Origin of the sequence: Citrobacter sp. MGH104 (genome assembly GCF_001034485.1) — a bacterium.
Classification (GTDB): Bacteria; Pseudomonadota; Gammaproteobacteria; order Enterobacterales; family Enterobacteriaceae; genus Citrobacter; species Citrobacter freundii.
The window spans coordinates 1,907,901-1,926,216 of the sequence record NZ_KQ089818.1 but is presented as its reverse complement, the minus strand read 5'-3'; the positions used below and the strand labels follow the sequence as shown (position 1 = coordinate 1,926,216).

General features: G+C 51.9%; 17 protein-coding genes and 2 tRNA genes. 13 read left to right on the top strand and 6 right to left on the bottom strand.

Features of this window, described 5'->3' with window-relative positions; translation table 11 throughout:
* Positions 1-198: 198 nt before the first annotated feature.
* Positions 199-1,170, bottom strand: coding sequence for an octaprenyl diphosphate synthase (gene ispB / locus SK34_RS08955; RefSeq protein ID WP_003025033.1), 972 nt, complete (start codon positions 1,168-1,170; stop codon positions 199-201).
* A gap of 258 nt (positions 1,171-1,428) precedes the next feature.
* Between ispB and rplU the strand changes: the two genes are divergently transcribed.
* The 4 genes from rplU (at position 1,429) to cgtA (ending at position 4,298) form a co-directional block, all read left to right on the top strand.
* Positions 1,429-1,740 (top strand): 50S ribosomal protein L21, encoded by a 312-nt coding sequence (gene rplU / locus SK34_RS08950; RefSeq protein ID WP_003025032.1) that lies wholly within the window; start codon positions 1,429-1,431, stop codon positions 1,738-1,740.
* Between the two features lie 19 nt (positions 1,741-1,759).
* Complete coding sequence (rpmA, locus tag SK34_RS08945) at positions 1,760-2,017, top strand: 50S ribosomal protein L27 (protein WP_003025030.1); 258 nt, start codon at positions 1,760-1,762, stop codon at positions 2,015-2,017.
* Between the two features lie 127 nt (positions 2,018-2,144).
* A complete protein-coding gene (locus SK34_RS08940) occupies positions 2,145-3,110 on the top strand; it encodes a DMT family transporter (RefSeq protein WP_003844844.1) in 966 nt (321 codons plus the stop codon).
* A gap of 15 nt (positions 3,111-3,125) precedes the next feature.
* On the top strand, positions 3,126-4,298 hold the full coding sequence (cgtA, locus tag SK34_RS08935; RefSeq protein WP_003025024.1) for an Obg family GTPase CgtA: 1,173 nt from the start codon (positions 3,126-3,128) through the stop codon (positions 4,296-4,298).
* Positions 4,299-4,390: 92 nt separating this feature from the next.
* On the opposite strand, the gene dacB is transcribed toward cgtA, so the two are convergent.
* Positions 4,391-5,824, bottom strand: a complete 1,434-nt coding sequence (dacB, locus tag SK34_RS08930) for a serine-type D-Ala-D-Ala carboxypeptidase (protein WP_003839958.1) — start codon at positions 5,822-5,824, stop codon at positions 4,391-4,393.
* A 248-nt stretch (positions 5,825-6,072) separates the two neighbouring features.
* On the opposite strand from dacB, the gene greA reads away from it, so the two are divergent.
* Positions 6,073-6,549 (top strand): transcription elongation factor GreA, encoded by a 477-nt coding sequence (greA, locus tag SK34_RS08925; protein WP_003025019.1) that lies wholly within the window; start codon positions 6,073-6,075, stop codon positions 6,547-6,549.
* Between the two features lie 153 nt (positions 6,550-6,702).
* Here the strand turns inward: greA and yhbY are convergent, their stop codons facing one another.
* On the bottom strand, positions 6,703-6,996 hold the full coding sequence (gene yhbY, locus SK34_RS08920) for a ribosome assembly RNA-binding protein YhbY (protein WP_003025016.1): 294 nt from the start codon (positions 6,994-6,996) through the stop codon (positions 6,703-6,705).
* A gap of 125 nt (positions 6,997-7,121) precedes the next feature.
* On the opposite strand from yhbY, the gene rlmE reads away from it, so the two are divergent.
* The 4 genes from rlmE (at position 7,122) to glmM (ending at position 12,062) form a co-directional block, all read left to right on the top strand.
* Positions 7,122-7,751, top strand: a complete 630-nt coding sequence (gene rlmE, locus SK34_RS08915) for a 23S rRNA (uridine(2552)-2'-O)-methyltransferase RlmE (RefSeq protein WP_003025015.1) — start codon at positions 7,122-7,124, stop codon at positions 7,749-7,751.
* A gap of 99 nt (positions 7,752-7,850) precedes the next feature.
* The gene (gene ftsH / locus SK34_RS08910; RefSeq protein ID WP_003025013.1) at positions 7,851-9,785 is read left to right on the top strand and encodes an ATP-dependent zinc metalloprotease FtsH; all 1,935 of its coding nucleotides are present in this window, start codon (positions 7,851-7,853) and stop codon (positions 9,783-9,785) included.
* 98 nt (positions 9,786-9,883) lie between these two features.
* On the top strand, positions 9,884-10,732 hold the full coding sequence (gene folP / locus SK34_RS08905) for a dihydropteroate synthase (protein WP_003025010.1): 849 nt from the start codon (positions 9,884-9,886) through the stop codon (positions 10,730-10,732).
* Entirely contained in the window at positions 10,725-12,062 is a 1,338-nt protein-coding gene (gene glmM, locus SK34_RS08900; protein ID WP_003025008.1) for a phosphoglucosamine mutase, read from the top strand. Before folP ends, glmM begins: the two co-directional genes overlap by 8 nt.
* Before the next feature lie 46 nt (positions 12,063-12,108).
* Here the strand turns inward: glmM and dcuC are convergent, their stop codons facing one another.
* Together dcuC and iadA are read right to left on the bottom strand one after the other, a co-directional pair.
* A complete protein-coding gene (gene dcuC, locus SK34_RS08895; protein WP_016151051.1) occupies positions 12,109-13,572 on the bottom strand; it encodes a C4-dicarboxylate transporter DcuC in 1,464 nt (487 codons plus the stop codon).
* A 10-nt stretch (positions 13,573-13,582) separates the two neighbouring features.
* Positions 13,583-14,716, bottom strand: coding sequence for a beta-aspartyl-peptidase (iadA, locus tag SK34_RS08890; protein WP_048232877.1), 1,134 nt, complete (start codon positions 14,714-14,716; stop codon positions 13,583-13,585).
* 148 nt (positions 14,717-14,864) lie between these two features.
* On the opposite strand from iadA, the gene SK34_RS08885 reads away from it, so the two are divergent.
* The 3 genes from SK34_RS08885 (at position 14,865) to SK34_RS08875 (ending at position 16,354) form a co-directional block, all read left to right on the top strand.
* Positions 14,865-15,758, top strand: a complete 894-nt coding sequence (locus SK34_RS08885) for a LysR family transcriptional regulator (protein WP_008320638.1) — start codon at positions 14,865-14,867, stop codon at positions 15,756-15,758.
* 167 nt (positions 15,759-15,925) lie between these two features.
* Positions 15,926-16,258 (top strand): preprotein translocase subunit SecG, encoded by a 333-nt coding sequence (gene secG, locus SK34_RS08880; protein ID WP_003025000.1) that lies wholly within the window; start codon positions 15,926-15,928, stop codon positions 16,256-16,258.
* 9 nt (positions 16,259-16,267) lie between these two features.
* A tRNA-Leu gene (locus SK34_RS08875) sits at positions 16,268-16,354 on the top strand.
* 182 nt (positions 16,355-16,536) lie between these two features.
* On the opposite strand, the gene argG is transcribed toward SK34_RS08875, so the two are convergent.
* On the bottom strand, positions 16,537-17,880 hold the full coding sequence (gene argG, locus SK34_RS08870) for an argininosuccinate synthase (RefSeq protein WP_003024998.1): 1,344 nt from the start codon (positions 17,878-17,880) through the stop codon (positions 16,537-16,539).
* A 333-nt stretch (positions 17,881-18,213) separates the two neighbouring features.
* Here argG and SK34_RS08865 point away from each other — a divergent pair.
* A tRNA-Met gene (locus tag SK34_RS08865) sits at positions 18,214-18,290 on the top strand.
* The last annotated feature ends 26 nt before the right edge of the window (positions 18,291-18,316 follow it).

Sequence of the window (18,316 nt, the reverse complement as noted above, 5' to 3'; positions counted from 1 at the left end):
GACTTACGGTTCCACGATCGGTTGTGGCGACACTATAACTCCCGAAGAACGAATGTTCTAAAATGTTCATGTAAAGTGTCTGTATATTCAGAATATGCCAAGGTTATGCGTGATTATCCGGAGGAGAGTGGGGGGGTTACTAGAACTTATAAAAAAATCCCGTGCAGAGCACGGGATGAGGGAGGATGCTGTAGGGAATTAACGGTCGCGCTGTACGGCGATATGTGCCAGACCAATCAGCGCTTCTCTCCACGGCGTATCAGGCAGCACCTGCAACGCAGCGATGGCCTTATCTGCCTCTTCTTCTGCACGTTGGCGCGTCCACTCCAGGGAACCACAGGCGTTCATCGCTTCAAGAACCGGCTCCAAAAGGTGACGACCATTACCTTGCTCAATGGCCTGGCGGATCATTTGCGCTTGTTCTGGAGTACCGTGGCGCATGGCATGCAGCAGCGGCAGCGTAGGTTTACCCTCGTTGAGGTCATCACCGACGTTTTTACCCAACTGCTCGCCATCTGCGCTGTAATCCAGCAAATCGTCAATTAACTGGAAAGCTGTACCGAGATAACGGCCATAATCCTGCAACCCTTTTTCTTGTTCTTCGCTACAGCCAGCCAGAATGCCTGAACATTGGGCTGCCGCTTCAAACAACCGCGCCGTCTTACTGTAGATGACGCGCATATAGTTTTCTTCGGTGATGTCTGGGTCGTTGACGTTCATCAGCTGCAAGACTTCACCTTCGGCGATGACGTTGACTGCTTTCGACATGACTTCCAGCACTTTCAACGAGCCAAGGCTAGTCATCATCTGAAATGCGCGGGTATAGATAAAATCGCCAACCAGCACGCTGGCCGCATTACCAAACGCCGCATTTGCCGTAGCTTTCCCACGGCGCATGTCTGACTCATCCACAACATCATCGTGCAGCAGGGTCGCTGTGTGGATAAACTCGATGAGGGCCGCGATCGTAACGTGCGCATTTTCCTGGTAACCAACGGCCCGCGCTGCGAGGACGGCGATCATTGGGCGAATGCGTTTTCCGCCGCCGCTAACGATGTAGTACCCCAGTTGATTGATCAACTGAACGTCAGAATTGAGCTGTTCAAGGATTGTCGCATTGACCCCCGCCATATCTTGCGCGGTTAACTCATTGATTTTTTCTAAATTCATCGCAAAAGCCGGGCTTCTCGCCCCGATTACCTTACTGTGTGAGAAGGTAACGTCGGGTTTAGGGTTATAAATATATGCTGATTGTACTGAAAAAACGCCGTAGATAAACGTTACCGTACGTGTTGTGTTTTTTTTCTTCATGTATTGACGGTAGCACTTGTCAAAGGCTCGCGTTTTGCGTAATATTCGCGCCCTATTGTGAATATTTATAGCGCACTCTGAATCATCAAAAAGGTGTGCGCGGAAGCGGAGTTTTTTATGTACGCGGTTTTCCAAAGTGGTGGTAAACAACACCGAGTAAGCGAAGGTCAGACCGTTCGCCTGGAAAAGCTGGACATCGCAACTGGCGAATCTGTTGAATTCGCAGAAGTTCTGATGATCGCAAACGGTGAAGAAGTCAAAATCGGCGTTCCTTTCGTTGATGGCGGCGTTATCAAAGCTGAAGTTGTTGCTCACGGTCGTGGCGAGAAAGTTAAAATTGTTAAGTTTCGTCGTCGTAAACACTACCGTAAGCAGCAGGGCCATCGTCAGTGGTTCACTGATGTGAAAATCACTGGCATCAGCGCTTAAGTTAAGGGGAGCAGATTAAATGGCACATAAAAAGGCTGGCGGCTCGACTCGTAACGGTCGCGATTCAGAAGCTAAACGTCTGGGCGTAAAACGCTTCGGCGGTGAAACAGTTCTGGCTGGTAGCATCATCGTTCGTCAACGTGGTACTAAATTCCACGCTGGCTCCAACGTTGGTTGCGGCAAAGACCACACTCTGTTTGCTAAAGCAGACGGTAAAGTGAAATTTGAAGTGAAAGGCCCGAAAAACCGTAAATTCATCAGCATCGTTGCTGAATAAGTTTTTCGCGTCCCGGTAACGGATAAAAGCCCCGCAACACGTTGCGGGGCTTTTTACATTCGACGGCCGGTAAATACGCTCGTCACGCCGTGACAACCCGGAAACGAGCCCTTGCAGGGAATACGGCATGAAGCAACAGGCAGGCATTGGTATTCTGTTAGCACTCACAACGGCAGTATGTTGGGGGGCTTTGCCAATAGCAATGAAGCAAGTGCTGGAGGTGATGGAGCCTCCTACCGTGGTGTTCTACCGTTTTTTAATGGCAAGCGTTGGCCTTGGCGCTATTCTTGCGGTTAAAAAAAAGCTCCCTCCATTGCGTATTTTTCGCAAAGCGCGTTGGCTGGTGTTGCTGGCTATCGCAACCGGTGGGCTGTTCGGTAACTTCATTCTGTTTAGTTCATCCTTGCAGTATTTGAGCCCAACGGCTTCGCAGGTTATCGGTCAGCTGTCACCGGTTGGTATGATGATCGCCAGCGTCTTTATCCTGAAAGAAAAGATGCGCGGCACGCAGGTGATTGGCGCCATTATGCTTCTGAGCGGCCTGGTCCTGTTTTTTAATACCAGTCTGATCGAAATTTTTACCCGACTCACCGATTACACCTGGGGCGTTATCTTTGGTGTCGGTGCGGCGATGGTCTGGGTGAGCTATGGGGTCGCGCAAAAGGTGTTATTGCGCCGTCTGGCATCACCGCAGATCCTGTTTTTACTGTACACTTTATGTACGATTGCGTTGTTGCCGCTGGCTAAACCCGGTGTCATCACGCAGCTCAGCGACTGGCAGCTGGCATGCCTGGTATTCTGCGGCCTGAATACGCTGGTAGGATACGGCGCTCTTGCGGAAGCGATGGCGCGTTGGCAGGCGGCGCAGGTGAGCGCTATTATCACGCTCACACCGCTGTTTACGTTGTTATTTTCAGATTTATTATCACTGGCCTGGCCCGATTTCTTCGCCAGACCGATGCTAAACCTATTAGGTTATCTCGGTGCGTTTATCGTGGTTGCGGGCGCGATGTATTCCGCCATTGGTCATCGAATTTGGGGCGGTTTACGTAAGCATGAAACGGTGGTTTCGCAACCCCGCTCAGGCGAATGATTTACGGAGAGTAAAATGAAGTTTGTTGATGAAGCATCGATTCTGGTCGTTGCAGGTGATGGCGGTAATGGTTGCGTCAGCTTCCGCCGCGAAAAGTACATCCCAAAAGGCGGTCCGGACGGTGGTGATGGTGGTGACGGTGGTGACGTTTGGCTGGAAGCCGACGAAAACCTGAACACGCTGATCGATTACCGTTTTGAAAAATCATTCCGTGCGGAACGTGGTCAGAATGGCGCGAGCCGTGATTGCACCGGTAAGCGTGGCAAAGACGTCACGATTAAAGTGCCTGTTGGTACGCGTGTTATCGATCAGGGCACGGGCGAAACCATGGGCGACATGACCAAACACGGTCAGCGTCTGATGGTCGCTAAAGGCGGCTGGCATGGTCTGGGCAACACCCGTTTCAAATCATCGGTTAACCGTACTCCGCGTCAGAAAACAATGGGTACGCCGGGTGATAAGCGCGATCTGATGTTGGAGCTGATGCTGCTGGCAGACGTGGGTATGCTGGGTATGCCAAACGCCGGGAAATCGACGTTTATCCGTGCAGTATCTGCGGCGAAGCCGAAAGTCGCTGATTATCCCTTCACCACCCTGGTGCCGAGCCTGGGCGTGGTGCGTATGGACAACGAAAAGAGCTTCGTGGTTGCCGACATTCCGGGTCTGATTGAAGGTGCGGCTGAAGGCGCAGGCCTGGGTATCCGCTTCCTGAAGCATCTGGAACGTTGCCGCGTGTTGCTGCACCTCATCGATATCGATCCGATTGACGGTTCCGATCCGGTAGAAAACGCCCGTATCATTATTGGCGAACTGGAAAAATACAGTCAGGATCTGGCATCTAAACCGCGCTGGTTAGTGTTCAACAAAATTGATTTGATGGACAAGGCTGAAGCGGAAGAGAAAGCGAAAGCGATCGCCGAAGCGCTGGGCTGGGAAGGTAAATATTACCTGATCTCTGCCGCCAGCCAGCTGGGCGTGAAGGATCTTTGCTGGGATGTGATGACCTTTATCATCGAGAACCCGATTGTTCAGGCTGAAGAAGCGAAACAGCCAGAGAAAGTTGAGTTCATGTGGGATGATTATCACCGCCAGCAGCTTGCTGAAGTCGAAGACGAAGCGGAAGATGACTGGGATGACGATTGGGACGAAGAAGACGACGAAGGCGTCGAGTTCATCTACAAGCGTTAATCGCATGAAAAACCCCGGACAAGTTGCCGGGGTTTTTGTTTCCAGTTTGCGTAGGCCGGATAAGCGTAAGCGCCATCCGGCATCTTCAAAATCTAGTTATTCTGATAAATGTCTTTGTACAACCGGCTCTCGAAGCGCACCAACGGAATACGGCGATTACGCTGGTCAGCCGGCTCTACCGCATAACCAGACAAATATTGCACGAATGCCATGCGTTGGCCGCTTGCCGTGGTAATGAAGCCAGCAAGGTTATAGACTCCTTGCAGCGAGCCTGTCTTCGCCGATACTTTGCCATCCACACCAGCCTGATGCAGACCCGCACGGTATTGCAGGGAGCCGTCGTGCCCCGCCAACGGCAGCATAGTGATAAAGTTCAGCTCGTTATCGTGTTGAGCGATATATTGCAGCACCTGCATCATGGTCGCCGGAGCAATCAGGTTATGCCGGGAGAGGCCTGAACCGTCGGCAATAATGGTGTTGCCGATATCAACGCCCGCCTGCTGACGCAAAATCTGGCGTACGGCATCAGAACCCGCCCGCCAGGTGCCTGGCACGTTAAATCGGACATGACCAATCATACGGAAAACGGTATCGGCAATCATGTTGTCCGATTTTTTCAGCATAATCTTAAGCAGGTCATGCAGTGGCGCTGACTGCTTACTGGCGACCACCGTTCCCGGCTCGTTGACCAGCGTCTGGCGCAGCAGCGTACCGCTGTAGGTGATACCTGCTTGTTTTAGCTCATCTTTGATAATCGCCCCGGCATAGCTGGCTCCGTCCTGAATGGCGAACGCCAGCGGCAGCGGATCGGCTCGTTGGGGCAGGCATCCGGTTAGCGTATAGCGGTTGAGATCGCCGGGAACCACATCCAGTTCACAATATTGCGCTTCCGCAGAACCTCGGGCGAGAGTACGCACCTGACTGAACATGGTGACTGGGTAATAAGATGCCACGCGAATAAAGGCGAGATCGTTGGGTTTTTGCGCGCTGTAGAGTGAAACCGAGAAACAGTTTCTATCGACAATAGCCGCTGCGGGCGGTGCGCTAAAACACTGCGTCATGTCGTTCCAGGGCCAACCGGGCGCTTTATCATGACTGGCGAAAATAGAGGTGTCGATCAGGACATTTCCGGCAATTTGCGTCACGCCTGATTTTTTCAGGGTTGCCACCATATTGCGAATATCCTGGCGTTTTAGCGTCGGATCAGCACCAAATCGTGCCACTAAGTCACCTTTCAATACGCCGCCTTCCACGTTGCCTTTAGTCTCAAGCGTAGTGGTAAAACGAAAGTCAGGCCCGAGCTGAATCAATGCCGCCAGCGCGGTGATCACTTTCTGGGTACTGGCCGGCAGCGCCATCTGCTGGCTATGAAAATCAATAGCGGGTGCAGGTGCGCCAACCTTCTGTACCATAAGGGCGAGGTTGGCCCCGGCAGGGAGCTGATTGATATACTCGTCGACGTTCGCAGCCTGAACGCTGAACGCTATACTGGCAGTCAATCCGATGGTAAATCTGGAAAATCGCATAATCTCGCGCTAACAACCTGGAAACAGGCCGTCATACTACGGCGCAACGCCCCAAAAAGTAAACGATGACCCATAAGGAACTCCAGGGTAAAATGATCATCAAATAGAGAATTGTAGCTGACCTGGGACCTTGAGCCCCGGGTCGGTATTTTTTTGCTTCTGACTCTGGCATGACATTCGCCAGGGTGGGCTTAGCAGCCGGGGTGAGAGCAACTGCCCCCTACAGGAATGTTCAAGAGGTATAACAAATGCAAGCTATCCCGATGACCTTACGTGGTGCTGAAAAACTGCGCGAAGAGCTGGATTTTCTGAAATCTGTGCGCCGTCCTGAAATTATTGCCGCTATCGCTGAAGCGCGTGAGCACGGTGACCTGAAAGAGAACGCGGAGTATCACGCGGCGCGCGAACAGCAGGGTTTCTGCGAAGGACGCATTAAAGATATCGAGGCTAAACTGTCCAACGCGCAGGTAATCGACGTTACTAAAATGCCGAACAATGGCCGCGTTGTTTTCGGCGCGACGGTTACCGTGTTGAATCTCGATAACGATGAAGAGCAGACCTGGCGTATTGTCGGCGATGATGAAGCCGATTTTAAACAGAACCTGATTTCAGTGAACTCGCCTATCGCTCGTGGCCTTATCGGTAAAGAGCAGGATGACGTCGTGGTTATCAAAACGCCGGGCGGCGAAGTGGAATATGAAGTGACGAAGGTAGAATACCTGTAATTCGCATCTTGGTTAAGATGTTGATACATTGTAAAGAAAGGAAAAAGGCCGCATAGCGGCCTTTTATCAACGAAGAGAGCGTGGCATTTTGCTCTCCTGCTAGCGGAAAACCCCGCGTTTTACACAAACTTCGTGTGCAACTTTGGGATATTCTTAGCGTGGCAGCGAGATTTTACGTTCTTTAGTCGGGCGATACAGTACCAGCGTTTTGCCGATGACCTGCACATTACAGGCGCCGGTTTCGCGTACGATAGCTTCCACGATCAAGGTTTTAGTATCGCGATCTTCCGAGGCGATTTTCACCTTGATAAGTTCATGGTGCTCTAACGCTTGTTCAATCTCGGCCAGTACCCCTTCGGTCAAACCATTGTTGCCAAGCATAACTACAGGCTTGAGCGGATGTGCCAGACCTTTCAGGTGCTGTTTTTGTTTAGTACTCAGATTCATCGTATATTTTTGCTTACGTTGGGATTGAAAACGGGTCATTCTACCGCCATCTCCCATATATCACCAAATAGCTGTGTAGAAATTTACACCATTGGTTACGATGAACTGCCCTTTGGGAATGTGAAATGACAGGTAAAAAGCGTTCTGCCAGCTCGAGTCGCTGGCTTCAGGAACACTTTAGCGATAAATATGTTCAACAGGCGCAGAAAAAGGGGTTACGTTCCCGTGCCTGGTTTAAACTTGATGAAATACAGCAAAGTGACAAAATTTTTAAACCGGGGATGACGATAGTTGATCTCGGTGCTGCACCCGGTGGCTGGTCGCAATATGCAGTTACGCAGATCGGCAACACCGGCCGCATTATCGCTTGCGATCTTTTACCTATGGATCCAATCGTTGGTGTGGACTTCCTTCAGGGCGACTTTCGTGATGAATTAGTCCTGAAAGCGTTACTTGAACGCGTAGGTGACAGTAAAGTACAAGTTGTCATGTCTGATATGGCGCCAAATATGTGTGGAACACCGGCGGTGGATATTCCCCGGGCCATGTATCTGGTAGAGCTGGCGCTTGGAATGGCTCGTGATGTATTAGCGCCAGGTGGTAGTTTTGTAGTGAAGGTGTTCCAGGGCGAAGGCTTCGATGAGTATCTAAGAGAGATTCGCTCCCTGTTTACGAAGGTCAAAGTTCGTAAGCCGGACTCTTCTCGCGCCCGTTCGCGTGAAGTGTATATTGTAGCGACCGGGCGTAAACCATAACCGGCAGATTTCAAACGAAAGTTTGAAAGAAACTGGATATAGAGTATCCTGACGCTGTTTTTAACACAGTTGTAATATGAGGTTAATCCCTTGAGTGACATGGCGAAAAACCTAATTCTCTGGCTGGTCATTGCCGTTGTGCTGATGTCAGTATTCCAGAGCTTTGGGCCCAGCGAGTCTAATGGCCGTAAGGTTGATTACTCTACCTTCCTGCAAGAGGTCAATCAGGACCAGGTTCGTGAAGCGAAGATCAACGGACGTGAGATTAACGTTACCAAGAAAGATAGTAACCGTTACACGACCTACATCCCGGTTAACGATCCGAAGCTGCTTGATAACCTGCTGACCAAAAACGTCAAGGTTGTTGGCGAACCACCTGAAGAGCCGAGCCTGCTGGCTTCTATCTTCATTTCCTGGTTCCCAATGCTGCTGCTGATTGGTGTCTGGATCTTCTTCATGCGTCAGATGCAGGGCGGTGGTGGCAAAGGTGCCATGTCGTTCGGCAAGAGCAAAGCGCGCATGCTGACGGAAGATCAGATCAAAACGACTTTTGCTGACGTTGCGGGTTGTGACGAAGCAAAAGAAGAAGTCGCTGAGCTGGTTGAGTATCTGCGCGAACCGAGCCGTTTCCAGAAACTGGGCGGTAAAATCCCGAAAGGCGTCCTGATGGTCGGTCCTCCGGGTACGGGTAAAACCCTGCTGGCGAAAGCTATCGCAGGTGAAGCGAAGGTTCCATTCTTCACAATTTCCGGTTCTGATTTCGTGGAAATGTTCGTGGGTGTCGGTGCATCTCGTGTGCGTGACATGTTCGAACAAGCCAAAAAAGCGGCACCGTGCATCATCTTCATCGATGAAATCGACGCCGTAGGCCGCCAGCGTGGCGCAGGTCTGGGCGGTGGTCACGATGAACGTGAACAGACGCTGAACCAGATGCTGGTTGAGATGGACGGCTTCGAAGGTAACGAAGGTATTATCGTTATCGCAGCGACTAACCGTCCGGACGTTCTTGACCCTGCGCTGCTTCGTCCAGGCCGTTTCGACCGTCAGGTTGTGGTTGGTCTGCCGGACGTTCGCGGTCGTGAACAGATCCTGAAAGTGCATATGCGTCGCGTGCCGCTGTCTCCGGATATCGATGCGGCAATCATTGCACGTGGTACCCCTGGCTTCTCCGGTGCGGACCTCGCGAACCTGGTCAACGAAGCGGCGCTGTTTGCTGCTCGTGGCAACAAGCGCGTAGTGTCGATGGTTGAGTTCGAAAAAGCGAAAGACAAAATCATGATGGGTGCGGAACGTCGCTCCATGGTGATGACGGAAGCGCAGAAAGAATCTACCGCGTATCACGAAGCAGGCCACGCGATTATCGGTCGCCTGGTGCCGGAACACGATCCGGTGCACAAAGTGACGATTATCCCGCGCGGTCGTGCGCTGGGTGTGACCTTCTTCCTGCCTGAAGGCGATGCAATCAGCGCCAGCCGTCAGAAACTGGAAAGTCAGATCTCCACATTGTACGGTGGCCGTCTCGCGGAAGAGATCATCTACGGTGCTGAACATGTTTCTACCGGTGCGTCGAACGACATTAAAGTCGCGACTAACCTGGCGCGTAACATGGTTACTCAGTGGGGCTTCTCCGATAAACTCGGTCCGTTGCTGTACGCTGAAGAAGAAGGCGAAGTGTTCCTGGGACGTTCTGTGGCGAAAGCGAAACACATGTCCGATGAAACCGCTCGCATTATCGATCAGGAAGTTAAACTGCTGATTGAGCGTAACTATGACCGTGCACGTCGTTTGCTGAACGAAAACATGGACATTCTGCACTCAATGAAAGATGCGCTCATGAAATATGAGACTATCGATGCGCCGCAGATTGACGATCTGATGGCTCGCCGCGATGTGCGTCCGCCTGCGGGTTGGGAAGAACCGGGTTCTTCTAACAACAACTCTGGCAGCACCGGCAAGCCGAGTGCACCGCGTCCGGTTGATGAACCGCGTGCGCCGGACTCTGGCACTATGTCAGAGCAGCTGGGCGACAAATAAGTTATCGTTGATGATGACCGTGTTTTAATTGAAAACCCTGGGGCTTGCTCCGGGGTTTTTCTTATCTGCATATTCAAGATTTTACCAGGGATAAAACTATGAAACTCTTTGCTCAGGGTTCTTCACTGGATCTCAGCCATCCGCACGTCATGGGGATTTTGAACGTCACGCCAGACTCATTTTCCGATGGTGGAGCGCACAACTCTTTGGTTGAGGCGGTAAAACACGCAAACCTGATGATTAACGCCGGGGCGACTATCATTGATGTGGGTGGTGAGTCCACGCGTCCGGGCGCGGCTGATGTGAGTGTTGAAGAAGAGTTGCAGCGAGTGATCCCTGTGGTGGAGGCGATTGCTCAGCGTTTTGAAGTGTGGATTTCGGTTGATACCTCAAAGCCCGAAGTGATCCGCGAATGCGCCAGAGTTGGCGCGCATATCATCAATGACATTCGCTCACTCTCGGAGCCTGGAGCGTTGGAAGCCGCAGCGGAGACCGGATTGCCGGTTTGCCTGATGCATATGCAGGGGCAGCCGAAAACCATGCAGGAAGCGCCAAAGTATGAGGATGTTTTTGCTGAGGTAGATCGTTACTTTGTTGAGCAAATAGCACGTTGCGAGCGGGCTGGAATCACAAAAGATAAATTGTTGCTCGACCCCGGGTTCGGATTCGGTAAAAATCTCACTCACAACTACACATTACTGGCACGTCTGGCGGAGTTTCATCATTTTAATCTGCCGCTGCTGGTTGGGATGTCACGAAAATCAATGGTTGGCCAGTTGCTGAATGTGGGGCCATCCGAACGCCTGAGTGGCAGTCTGGCGTGCGCGGTGATTGCCGCAATGCAGGGGGCGCAGATCGTTCGTGTCCATGACGTCAAAGAAACCGTAGAAGCGATGCGTGTGGTGGAAGCCACATTGTCTGCAAAGGAAAAAAAACGCTATGAGTAATCGTAAATATTTTGGCACTGATGGGATCCGCGGTCGCGTAGGTGATGCCCCAATTACTCCTGACTTTGTGCTCAAGCTGGGCTGGGCTGCAGGGAAAGTGCTGGCTCGTCATGGTTCACGTAAAATTATTATCGGTAAAGATACGCGTATTTCCGGCTATATGCTGGAGTCCGCGCTGGAAGCGGGCCTGGCAGCCGCCGGACTCTCAGCCTCATTCACAGGGCCAATGCCAACACCTGCCGTTGCTTATCTGACGCGTGCTTTCCGTGCTGAGGCCGGGATTGTTATCTCCGCTTCGCACAACCCATTCTATGACAATGGGATTAAATTCTTCTCCATCGATGGGACCAAACTGCCGGATGCGGTTGAAGAAGCTATCGAAGCCGAAATGGAAAAAGCGATCACCTGCGTGGACTCGGCTGAACTGGGTAAAGCTACCCGTATCGTTGATGCTGCCGGTCGCTATATCGAGTTTTGCAAAGGCACCTTCCCGAACGAACTGAGTCTGAGTGAGCTTAAAATTGTGGTGGATTGCGCTAACGGTGCAACGTACCACATTGCACCAAATGTACTGCGTGAGCTGGGTGCAAACGTGATTGCCATTGGCTGTGAGCCAAACGGTGTGAACATCAATGAAGAAGTCGGCGCCACTGACGTCCGTGCCCTGCAGGCGCGCGTGATTGCGGAAAAAGCCGATCTGGGTATTGCACTGGACGGCGATGGCGACCGCGTCATTATGGTTGACCACGAAGGCAATAAGGTCGATGGCGATCAGATCATGTACATCATCGCCCGTGAAGCCCTGCGTCAGGGACAGCTGCGTGGTGGTGCGGTAGGTACGTTGATGAGCAACATGGGCCTCGAGCTGGCGCTGAAACAGCTGGGTATTCCTTTTGCTCGGGCGAAAGTTGGCGACCGCTATGTGCTGGAAAAAATGCAGGAAAAAGGCTGGCGTATCGGTGCCGAAAACTCTGGTCATGTGATCCTGCTGGACAAAACCACCACTGGTGACGGCATCGTGGCGGGGCTGCAGGTGCTGGCGGCGATGGTGCGCAACCATATGAGTTTGCACGACCTGTGCAGCGGCATGAAAATGTTCCCACAGCTGCTGGTTAACGTACGTTACACCGCAGGTAGCGGCGATCCGCTGGAACATGAAAATGTGAAAGCGGTGATGGCGGAAGTGGAAGCGGCGCTGGGTAACCGTGGACGCGTCCTGCTGCGTAAGTCTGGTACCGAACCGTTAATTCGTGTGATGGTTGAAGGTGAAGACGAAGCGCAGGTGACTGAATTCGCCCACCGTATTGCCGATGCTGTGAAAGCGGCGTAATCCCGAAGAAAGTGAGAGCCGGAGTCTGAGACTCCGGCTTTTTTTACTATACGGCAAGCGGCTGTTTACGTCGGCGCTGCCAGAAATAACCACCGACCATCAGTAGTACAAGGACTGCCAGCCACGGCAGAACCGCCAGCAAATGCCCAGACCGGGCAAAGGTTAGCGCAATCATCAGTAGCCAACCGCCCAGCATCGGAATCGCGGTGCGCTTAACAATATCCACAGGCGAGACGCCTGCAATCCCTGCGATAGCAATGATGACGCCGGCAATCGGCGATAACGTACGACCAATACCCGCCGATATCTGGATAGGCAACATCATGACTGCGATATCGCTACCGATATGACGGCTGATGTCCGGCACCATGGGGGCGAAGGAGAAAAATGCCGCATTCCCGGAGCCCATCAGCGCTGAAATTGCGAAGGTGATTAGGGTCATCAGCAGGATAATAGAGGCTGCGCTGAGGCCAAATTCGCCAGAAAGCGACAGCAGCGCGTCGACGGCACCAATGGCTTTCAGCCCGGCGGAAAAAACTTCACCGGCGATAATCAGCGTCACGACGGTGGCAAAAACGCTGCCCATGCTGTCGAAAACCTTTTGTACGCCAGCCATCACCTCGCGCGCTTTGCGATGACGGCAGTACTCACAAACCAGCGTAATAGCGAGGCTTATCAGTACGGCGGTATCCAGCGTAATCTTAAGCGAGCTAAATATTAAATCGCTACACACCAACATCAATACCAGCGGCAGCATAGGCAGAAACAGCCAGGCGATAGGTGCGTCGGCTTCATCAGTTGCCGTTAATGTCTGCATCTGCTGAGCTGCATTGTCGCCACTTTCCCGACGGTCAAAAAAGCGTTGCACAACAATATGCAACAGGGCGATGAAAAGAATGACGGGCACAACGATCGGCAACTGATCCTGCACAAAATAGTTCACCACCTCAATACCTGCGGTTTTGGCGGCGAGAACCGAGTTGCCGGATCCTGGGCCAAACTCAACCGCACAGGTACTGGCGATAACTGCGGCAACTGCGGCGCGGCTACAGCCAAGACGGGTAAGCAATGGGTAAAGCGTCGCCATCAACAGCAGACCCAATCCGGTGGCGCTGCTGATAAACAGCGACAGGAATTGGCCTAATAGCAGTGCCAGTCCCAGCAGCAGATAAGGCGAGTTCAGCCGTTGTAAAGGACGAGATGTTACCCGAACCAGTACCTGGCTTGCGCCAATGGCTGACATGTACGTGGCGAAACCACCAATCAGCATAATTTGCAGCCCGAGGCCGCCGAGACGCACGCTCAGGGTATCGCGAATAAACTCAAAGGCGTCAAAGGGGCCAAATCCGGTGCTTTTTTTCACCAGGCCACTGAGTGAGGTCATTCCGCTAAAATGCGCGATAAGCAACAGCACAATCCCGGTCAATAACAGTACCGACTGGGGGTGATATTTTTTGAGGATCAGACGTCCGGCAAAAATGATGGCGATTAGCGCCAGTAGTAATGACATTCTTGCCCCCTTACTCGAAGTTGCCGGTAACCAGGCACTCTCCATCCCGCAGCAACGGTTTACCCGCGGCAAACAGATGGGCCAGCGAGAGGTCATCATTGAGTACACAGATATCGGCACGTTCTCCGGCGCAGAGCATGCCCCCGGAAATACCCAGCGAGCGTGCAACGTTTGCCGTCAACATTGCGATGGCCTGCGGCACCGGAATACCGACATCAATCAGGCGAGGAAGTAGGTTAAGATTGCCTGCGACCGGTGCCGCGCTTAAACCTTCAACGATACCCTGAGCGTTAAAGCGCGGAACGCTGCCATTGCCGTCAGAACTGATCGTGATGCGCTCCGCCGGAACCTGTGCTTCGAGTGCGTGGAGAATCGCTTGCTCCTGAGGCATAAAACGACTGCCACCGGACGTAACATCGATATGGCCGCCGCGATGGGCGAAAGCAATAGCCTGTTCGAACAAGGGCTCTGTTCTTGCAACATGGGTCGGTGAAATATGGTGAATCGGAATACCCGCATCACACAACTCAATAAGTTGCGACATCCCTTCCGGCAGATTCCCCAGGTGCACATGCAGCAAGCCTTTTTTCCCTGCCAGCAGGGAAGCGACGCGAATATCGCTCACTATCCTCAGCAACTCCTGGAAAGAGGGGTAAGAACCGCGGTGATCGGCGAGGGCGATTTTTACACCAAGAATTGCCGGAATAAAGGCCATATCATCGCGGATGGATCGCGTAATGGTTGGGCTGGGAACGGCGTAGGCTCCCGTATGCATAAACGCGCGTAATCCCTCAAGGTTGAGAGACTGCATTTTAGCGTAGAGGTCTTTGGGCGAACGAGAAATAGCATCGGTGCCTAACACGCCAACCACCGTGGTAATACCCGCTTGAATCAGATCGCGCACCTTGACGGCGGGTGTCCGACTGGCAAATCCGGCTTCGCCACCGCCACCGGTAAGATGAACATGCTGATCGATGATGCCAGGGATAACCCATTTACCCCGACAATCGATGACCTCGTTGACGCCATCAAACAATGAAATATCTTTTTCTACCGCCACAATTCGGTCGGCATGAATGAGCAGGGAGCAGAGGCCTAAATCCTCAGGAGAAAAAACACGGGCATTGGTCAATAAAGTAAACATAGCGGTCCTGTCAAACGTCGAAGGTGAGAGTCGGCAGGTGAAACGGAATATTGTTGTTATGATGCCCACCATAAAGCCATTACTATAACTATGACTATTACCGATTTGTTATTGGAGGATGCGGTTATGGCATGGCGGAGAGCACAACGTGGATTGTAAGTGGCTGGAAGATTTTCTGGCCTTGAGCCAGCATGGAAACTACTCTCAGGCCGCGGCGCAGCGGCATATTACTCAACCTGCGCTGAGTCGGCGTATAAAGGCGCTGGAAGAGGTGCTGGGCGTGCCTTTGTTTGATCGGACAACGACCCCCGTCACGCTGACGCGCTATGGTGAACGCTTTGAACCTTATGCCCGGCACGTCCTCAGTACGTTAACAGAGGCACGCCATGAGCTGTCGGCGATGACGCCAGCAACGGATAACACGCTGGTGATGGTCAGCCTGCATACGCTGTCGGTGAATATCCTGCCGGATATGATCAACTACCTGCGGCAGAGTGAGCCGCAGCTAAACTTTACGGTAAACGCCAGTATCCAGGGGATAGACAACCACTTCAATGCCCTGATAAACCGGCAAATTGATATGCTGGTGACTTACGATTTACCCTCTTCACAACCAGGGCTGGAGATTGCCGGAGGGTTAAAACGTTCACTATGGCGGTATGAGCGATTTATTCCTGTGATTTCTGCACAGTTGGTGGATACGCTGGACGATCCGCATACCCCGATCCCCTGGCTATGTTACAGCGACTATACCTTTGTCAGACGTATTATTGATCTTGCAGAACAACGAGTGCGACCACGGTTGAAAAAAGTGTTTGAGAGTGGTTTAAGCGAAACGATACGAGAAATGGTGTTGCGCCATATGGGAATGGCCTGGTTACCTGAATCGATGGTGGCGGAAGAGTTGGTGAATCAGCAAATTATTCACTGCTGGCCACAAAATGCAGATCTGATTTGTGAAATCCCTGTTGTGGTATGGGCGAATCTTGACGATCAACGCGCCGTCATGCAGAGATGCTGGGAGAAGTTGCTGCGTTTTTGATTGATGTGGCGATTTTTTCCGCAGTTGATACAATGCTAACAAATTGCCCTTGCGAAGGTTATTCGCTTTGGTTAGTATTCACACCCGCTTCAGTGGGAAACAGTAAATATTCCCGCTTTAATGGTCGAAGCATTGTACGCGGCAACTCCGCAAGGAACAGGTTGATTATGCACGAAGCTCTTTTAGTAGTTTTCCTTATTGTGGCAATTGGCCTGGTAGGCTTGATCATGCTGCAGCAAGGCAAAGGCGCTGATATGGGAGCCTCTTTTGGCGCAGGCGCTTCTGGTACTCTGTTTGGTTCAAGTGGTTCTGGTAACTTCATGACCCGTATGACAGCTGTATTGGGAACCTTGTTCTTCATCATCAGTCTGGTGCTGGGTAACATGAACAGCAACAAGACCAATAAAGGAAGTGAGTGGGAAAATCTGAGTGCACCGGCGAAAACCGAGCAAACTCAGCCAGCTGCTCCGGCTCAGCCGACCAGCGATATCCCACGCTAAGTATTCTGTACCGAGGTGGTGGAATTGGTAGACACGCTACCTTGAGGTGGTAGTGCCCTAACGGGCTTGTGGGTTCGAGTCCCATCCTCGGTACCAAATTCCAAAAAAAAGACGCTGCAAAGCGTCTTTTTTTTCGTCTGTTATTTTTGGCTGTCCTGTAGGTCGGATAAGCATAGCGCCATCAGGCGTTGTAATAATGTCGGATGGCGGCGTAAACGCCTTATCCGACCTTCCGCATATAAAAAAGGCCGCTTTCGCGGCCTTAAGATGGTGTATCTTTACTTCGCCTTATTTTCCAGATTCTCAACCTGCGGCAGGCCGGTTGTGGAAGAAGCGGTCAGCAGACCAGACTGCGCATAGCCAAACAGCTTCTCGCGGGTATCGGTGATATCCAGATTACGCATGGTCAACTGACCGATACGGTCGTCCGGAGAGAATACGGAATCGCCTTTTTCCATCGTCAGACGTTCTGGTTTATAAGTCAGATTGTCAGATACGGTGTTGAGGATCGAGTAGTCATTACCACGGCGCAGTTCCAGCGTCACTTCACCGGTAATCTGGCTGGCAACCCAACGCTGCAGACCGTCACGCAGCATCAGCGCCTGAGAGTCGAACCAGCGACCCTGATACAGCAGACGACCAAGCTGGCGACCATGTGCGTGATACTGCTCGATGGTATCCTCGTTGTGAATACCGGTCAGCAGACGCTCGTATGCGATATGTAACAATGCCATCCCCGGGGCTTCGTAGATGCCACGGCTCTTCGCTTCAATGATGCGGTTTTCAATCTGATCGCTCATACCCAGACCGTGACGGCCGCCGATACGGTTGGCTTCCAGCATCATCTCAACGTCGTCGCTGAAGGTTTTACCGTTCAGTGCAACCGGATGACCCTGTTCAAAACGCACGGTCACTTCTTCTGCCGGGATCTTCACGCTCTCATCCCAGAACTTCACGCCCATAATTGGGTTGACGATTTTGACGCTTGAGTTCAGGAATTCCAGATCTTTTGCTTCGTGGGTCGCCCCGAGCATATTGGAGTCTGTTGAGTACGCTTTCTCAACGGACATCTTGTAGTCGAAACCACAGGCAATCATAAATTCGGACATCTCATGGCGACCGCCGAGTTCATCGATAAAATCGGTATCCAGCCATGGTTTATAAATCTGCAGTTCGGCGTTGGTCAGCAGACCGTAACGATAGAAACGTTCAATATCGTTACCTTTATAGGTGCTACCGTCACCCCAGATATTTACGCCATCTTCTTTCATGGCGGCAACCAGCATGGTGCCGGTCACGGCACGGCCCAGCGGGGTGGTATTGAAGTAGGTCAGTCCGCCAGTGGTGTTGTGGAATGCACCGCACTGAATGGCAGCGATCCCTTCGGCAACGAGCTGCTTACGGCAATCTACCAGGCGAGCATTCTCAGCACCATATTCCATTGCACGGCGAGGAATGGCGTCATAGTCATCCTCATCCGGCTGGCCCAAATTCGCAGTATATGCATATGGGACAGCCCCTTTTTGTCGCATCCACAGCAGTGCTGCACTGGTGTCCAGGCCGCCGGAAAAAGCGATACCAATACGTTGACCTACCGGGAGATGCTTGAGAATCGTCGTCATAAAATAAAACCCTGCTTGATAGACTGGTGAAGAGGTCGCTTATTATGCTAATTGCATTTTTATGCAAAATAAATGAGTTTTCATTTAATCATCTTTTCTGGATGACAGGAAGAGTTTAGTGATAATTTCGTTAAATAACGGCGTGGGTGGCATATTTATCTTGCTGGGCTAGTGCTGGGCAGCATTCATTGATTTGCATAGTCGTAACAAGGTTGACATAACGCATAGTGAATCAATATACTGTGCGCAGATTTTACGTCCCGTCCTCGGTACCAAATCCCAGCAGTATTTGCATTTTTTACCCAAAACGAGTAAAATTTGCCACGTTTCAGGCGCGGGGTGGAGCAGCCTGGTAGCTCGTCGGGCTCATAACCCGAAGGTCGTCGGTTCAAATCCGGCCCCCGCAACCACTTTCCCTTAGAGTTCTTTTTCAAAT

Coding starts and splice junctions, on each gene's coding strand:
- ispB (WP_003025033.1), bottom strand. CDS start 1,170: ATGAATTTAGAAAAAATCAATGAGTTAACCGCGCAAGATATGGCGGGG.
- rplU (WP_003025032.1), top strand. CDS start 1,429: ATGTACGCGGTTTTCCAAAGTGGTGGTAAACAACACCGAGTAAGCGAA.
- rpmA (WP_003025030.1), top strand. CDS start 1,760: ATGGCACATAAAAAGGCTGGCGGCTCGACTCGTAACGGTCGCGATTCA.
- SK34_RS08940 (WP_003844844.1), top strand. CDS start 2,145: ATGAAGCAACAGGCAGGCATTGGTATTCTGTTAGCACTCACAACGGCA.
- cgtA (WP_003025024.1), top strand. CDS start 3,126: ATGAAGTTTGTTGATGAAGCATCGATTCTGGTCGTTGCAGGTGATGGC.
- dacB (WP_003839958.1), bottom strand. CDS start 5,824: ATGCGATTTTCCAGATTTACCATCGGATTGACTGCCAGTATAGCGTTC.
- greA (WP_003025019.1), top strand. CDS start 6,073: ATGCAAGCTATCCCGATGACCTTACGTGGTGCTGAAAAACTGCGCGAA.
- yhbY (WP_003025016.1), bottom strand. CDS start 6,996: ATGAATCTGAGTACTAAACAAAAACAGCACCTGAAAGGTCTGGCACAT.
- rlmE (WP_003025015.1), top strand. CDS start 7,122: ATGACAGGTAAAAAGCGTTCTGCCAGCTCGAGTCGCTGGCTTCAGGAA.
- ftsH (WP_003025013.1), top strand. CDS start 7,851: ATGGCGAAAAACCTAATTCTCTGGCTGGTCATTGCCGTTGTGCTGATG.
- folP (WP_003025010.1), top strand. CDS start 9,884: ATGAAACTCTTTGCTCAGGGTTCTTCACTGGATCTCAGCCATCCGCAC.
- glmM (WP_003025008.1), top strand. CDS start 10,725: ATGAGTAATCGTAAATATTTTGGCACTGATGGGATCCGCGGTCGCGTA.
- dcuC (WP_016151051.1), bottom strand. CDS start 13,572: ATGTCATTACTACTGGCGCTAATCGCCATCATTTTTGCCGGACGTCTG.
- iadA (WP_048232877.1), bottom strand. CDS start 14,716: ATGTTTACTTTATTGACCAATGCCCGTGTTTTTTCTCCTGAGGATTTA.
- secG (WP_003025000.1), top strand. CDS start 15,926: ATGCACGAAGCTCTTTTAGTAGTTTTCCTTATTGTGGCAATTGGCCTG.
- argG (WP_003024998.1), bottom strand. CDS start 17,880: ATGACGACGATTCTCAAGCATCTCCCGGTAGGTCAACGTATTGGTATC.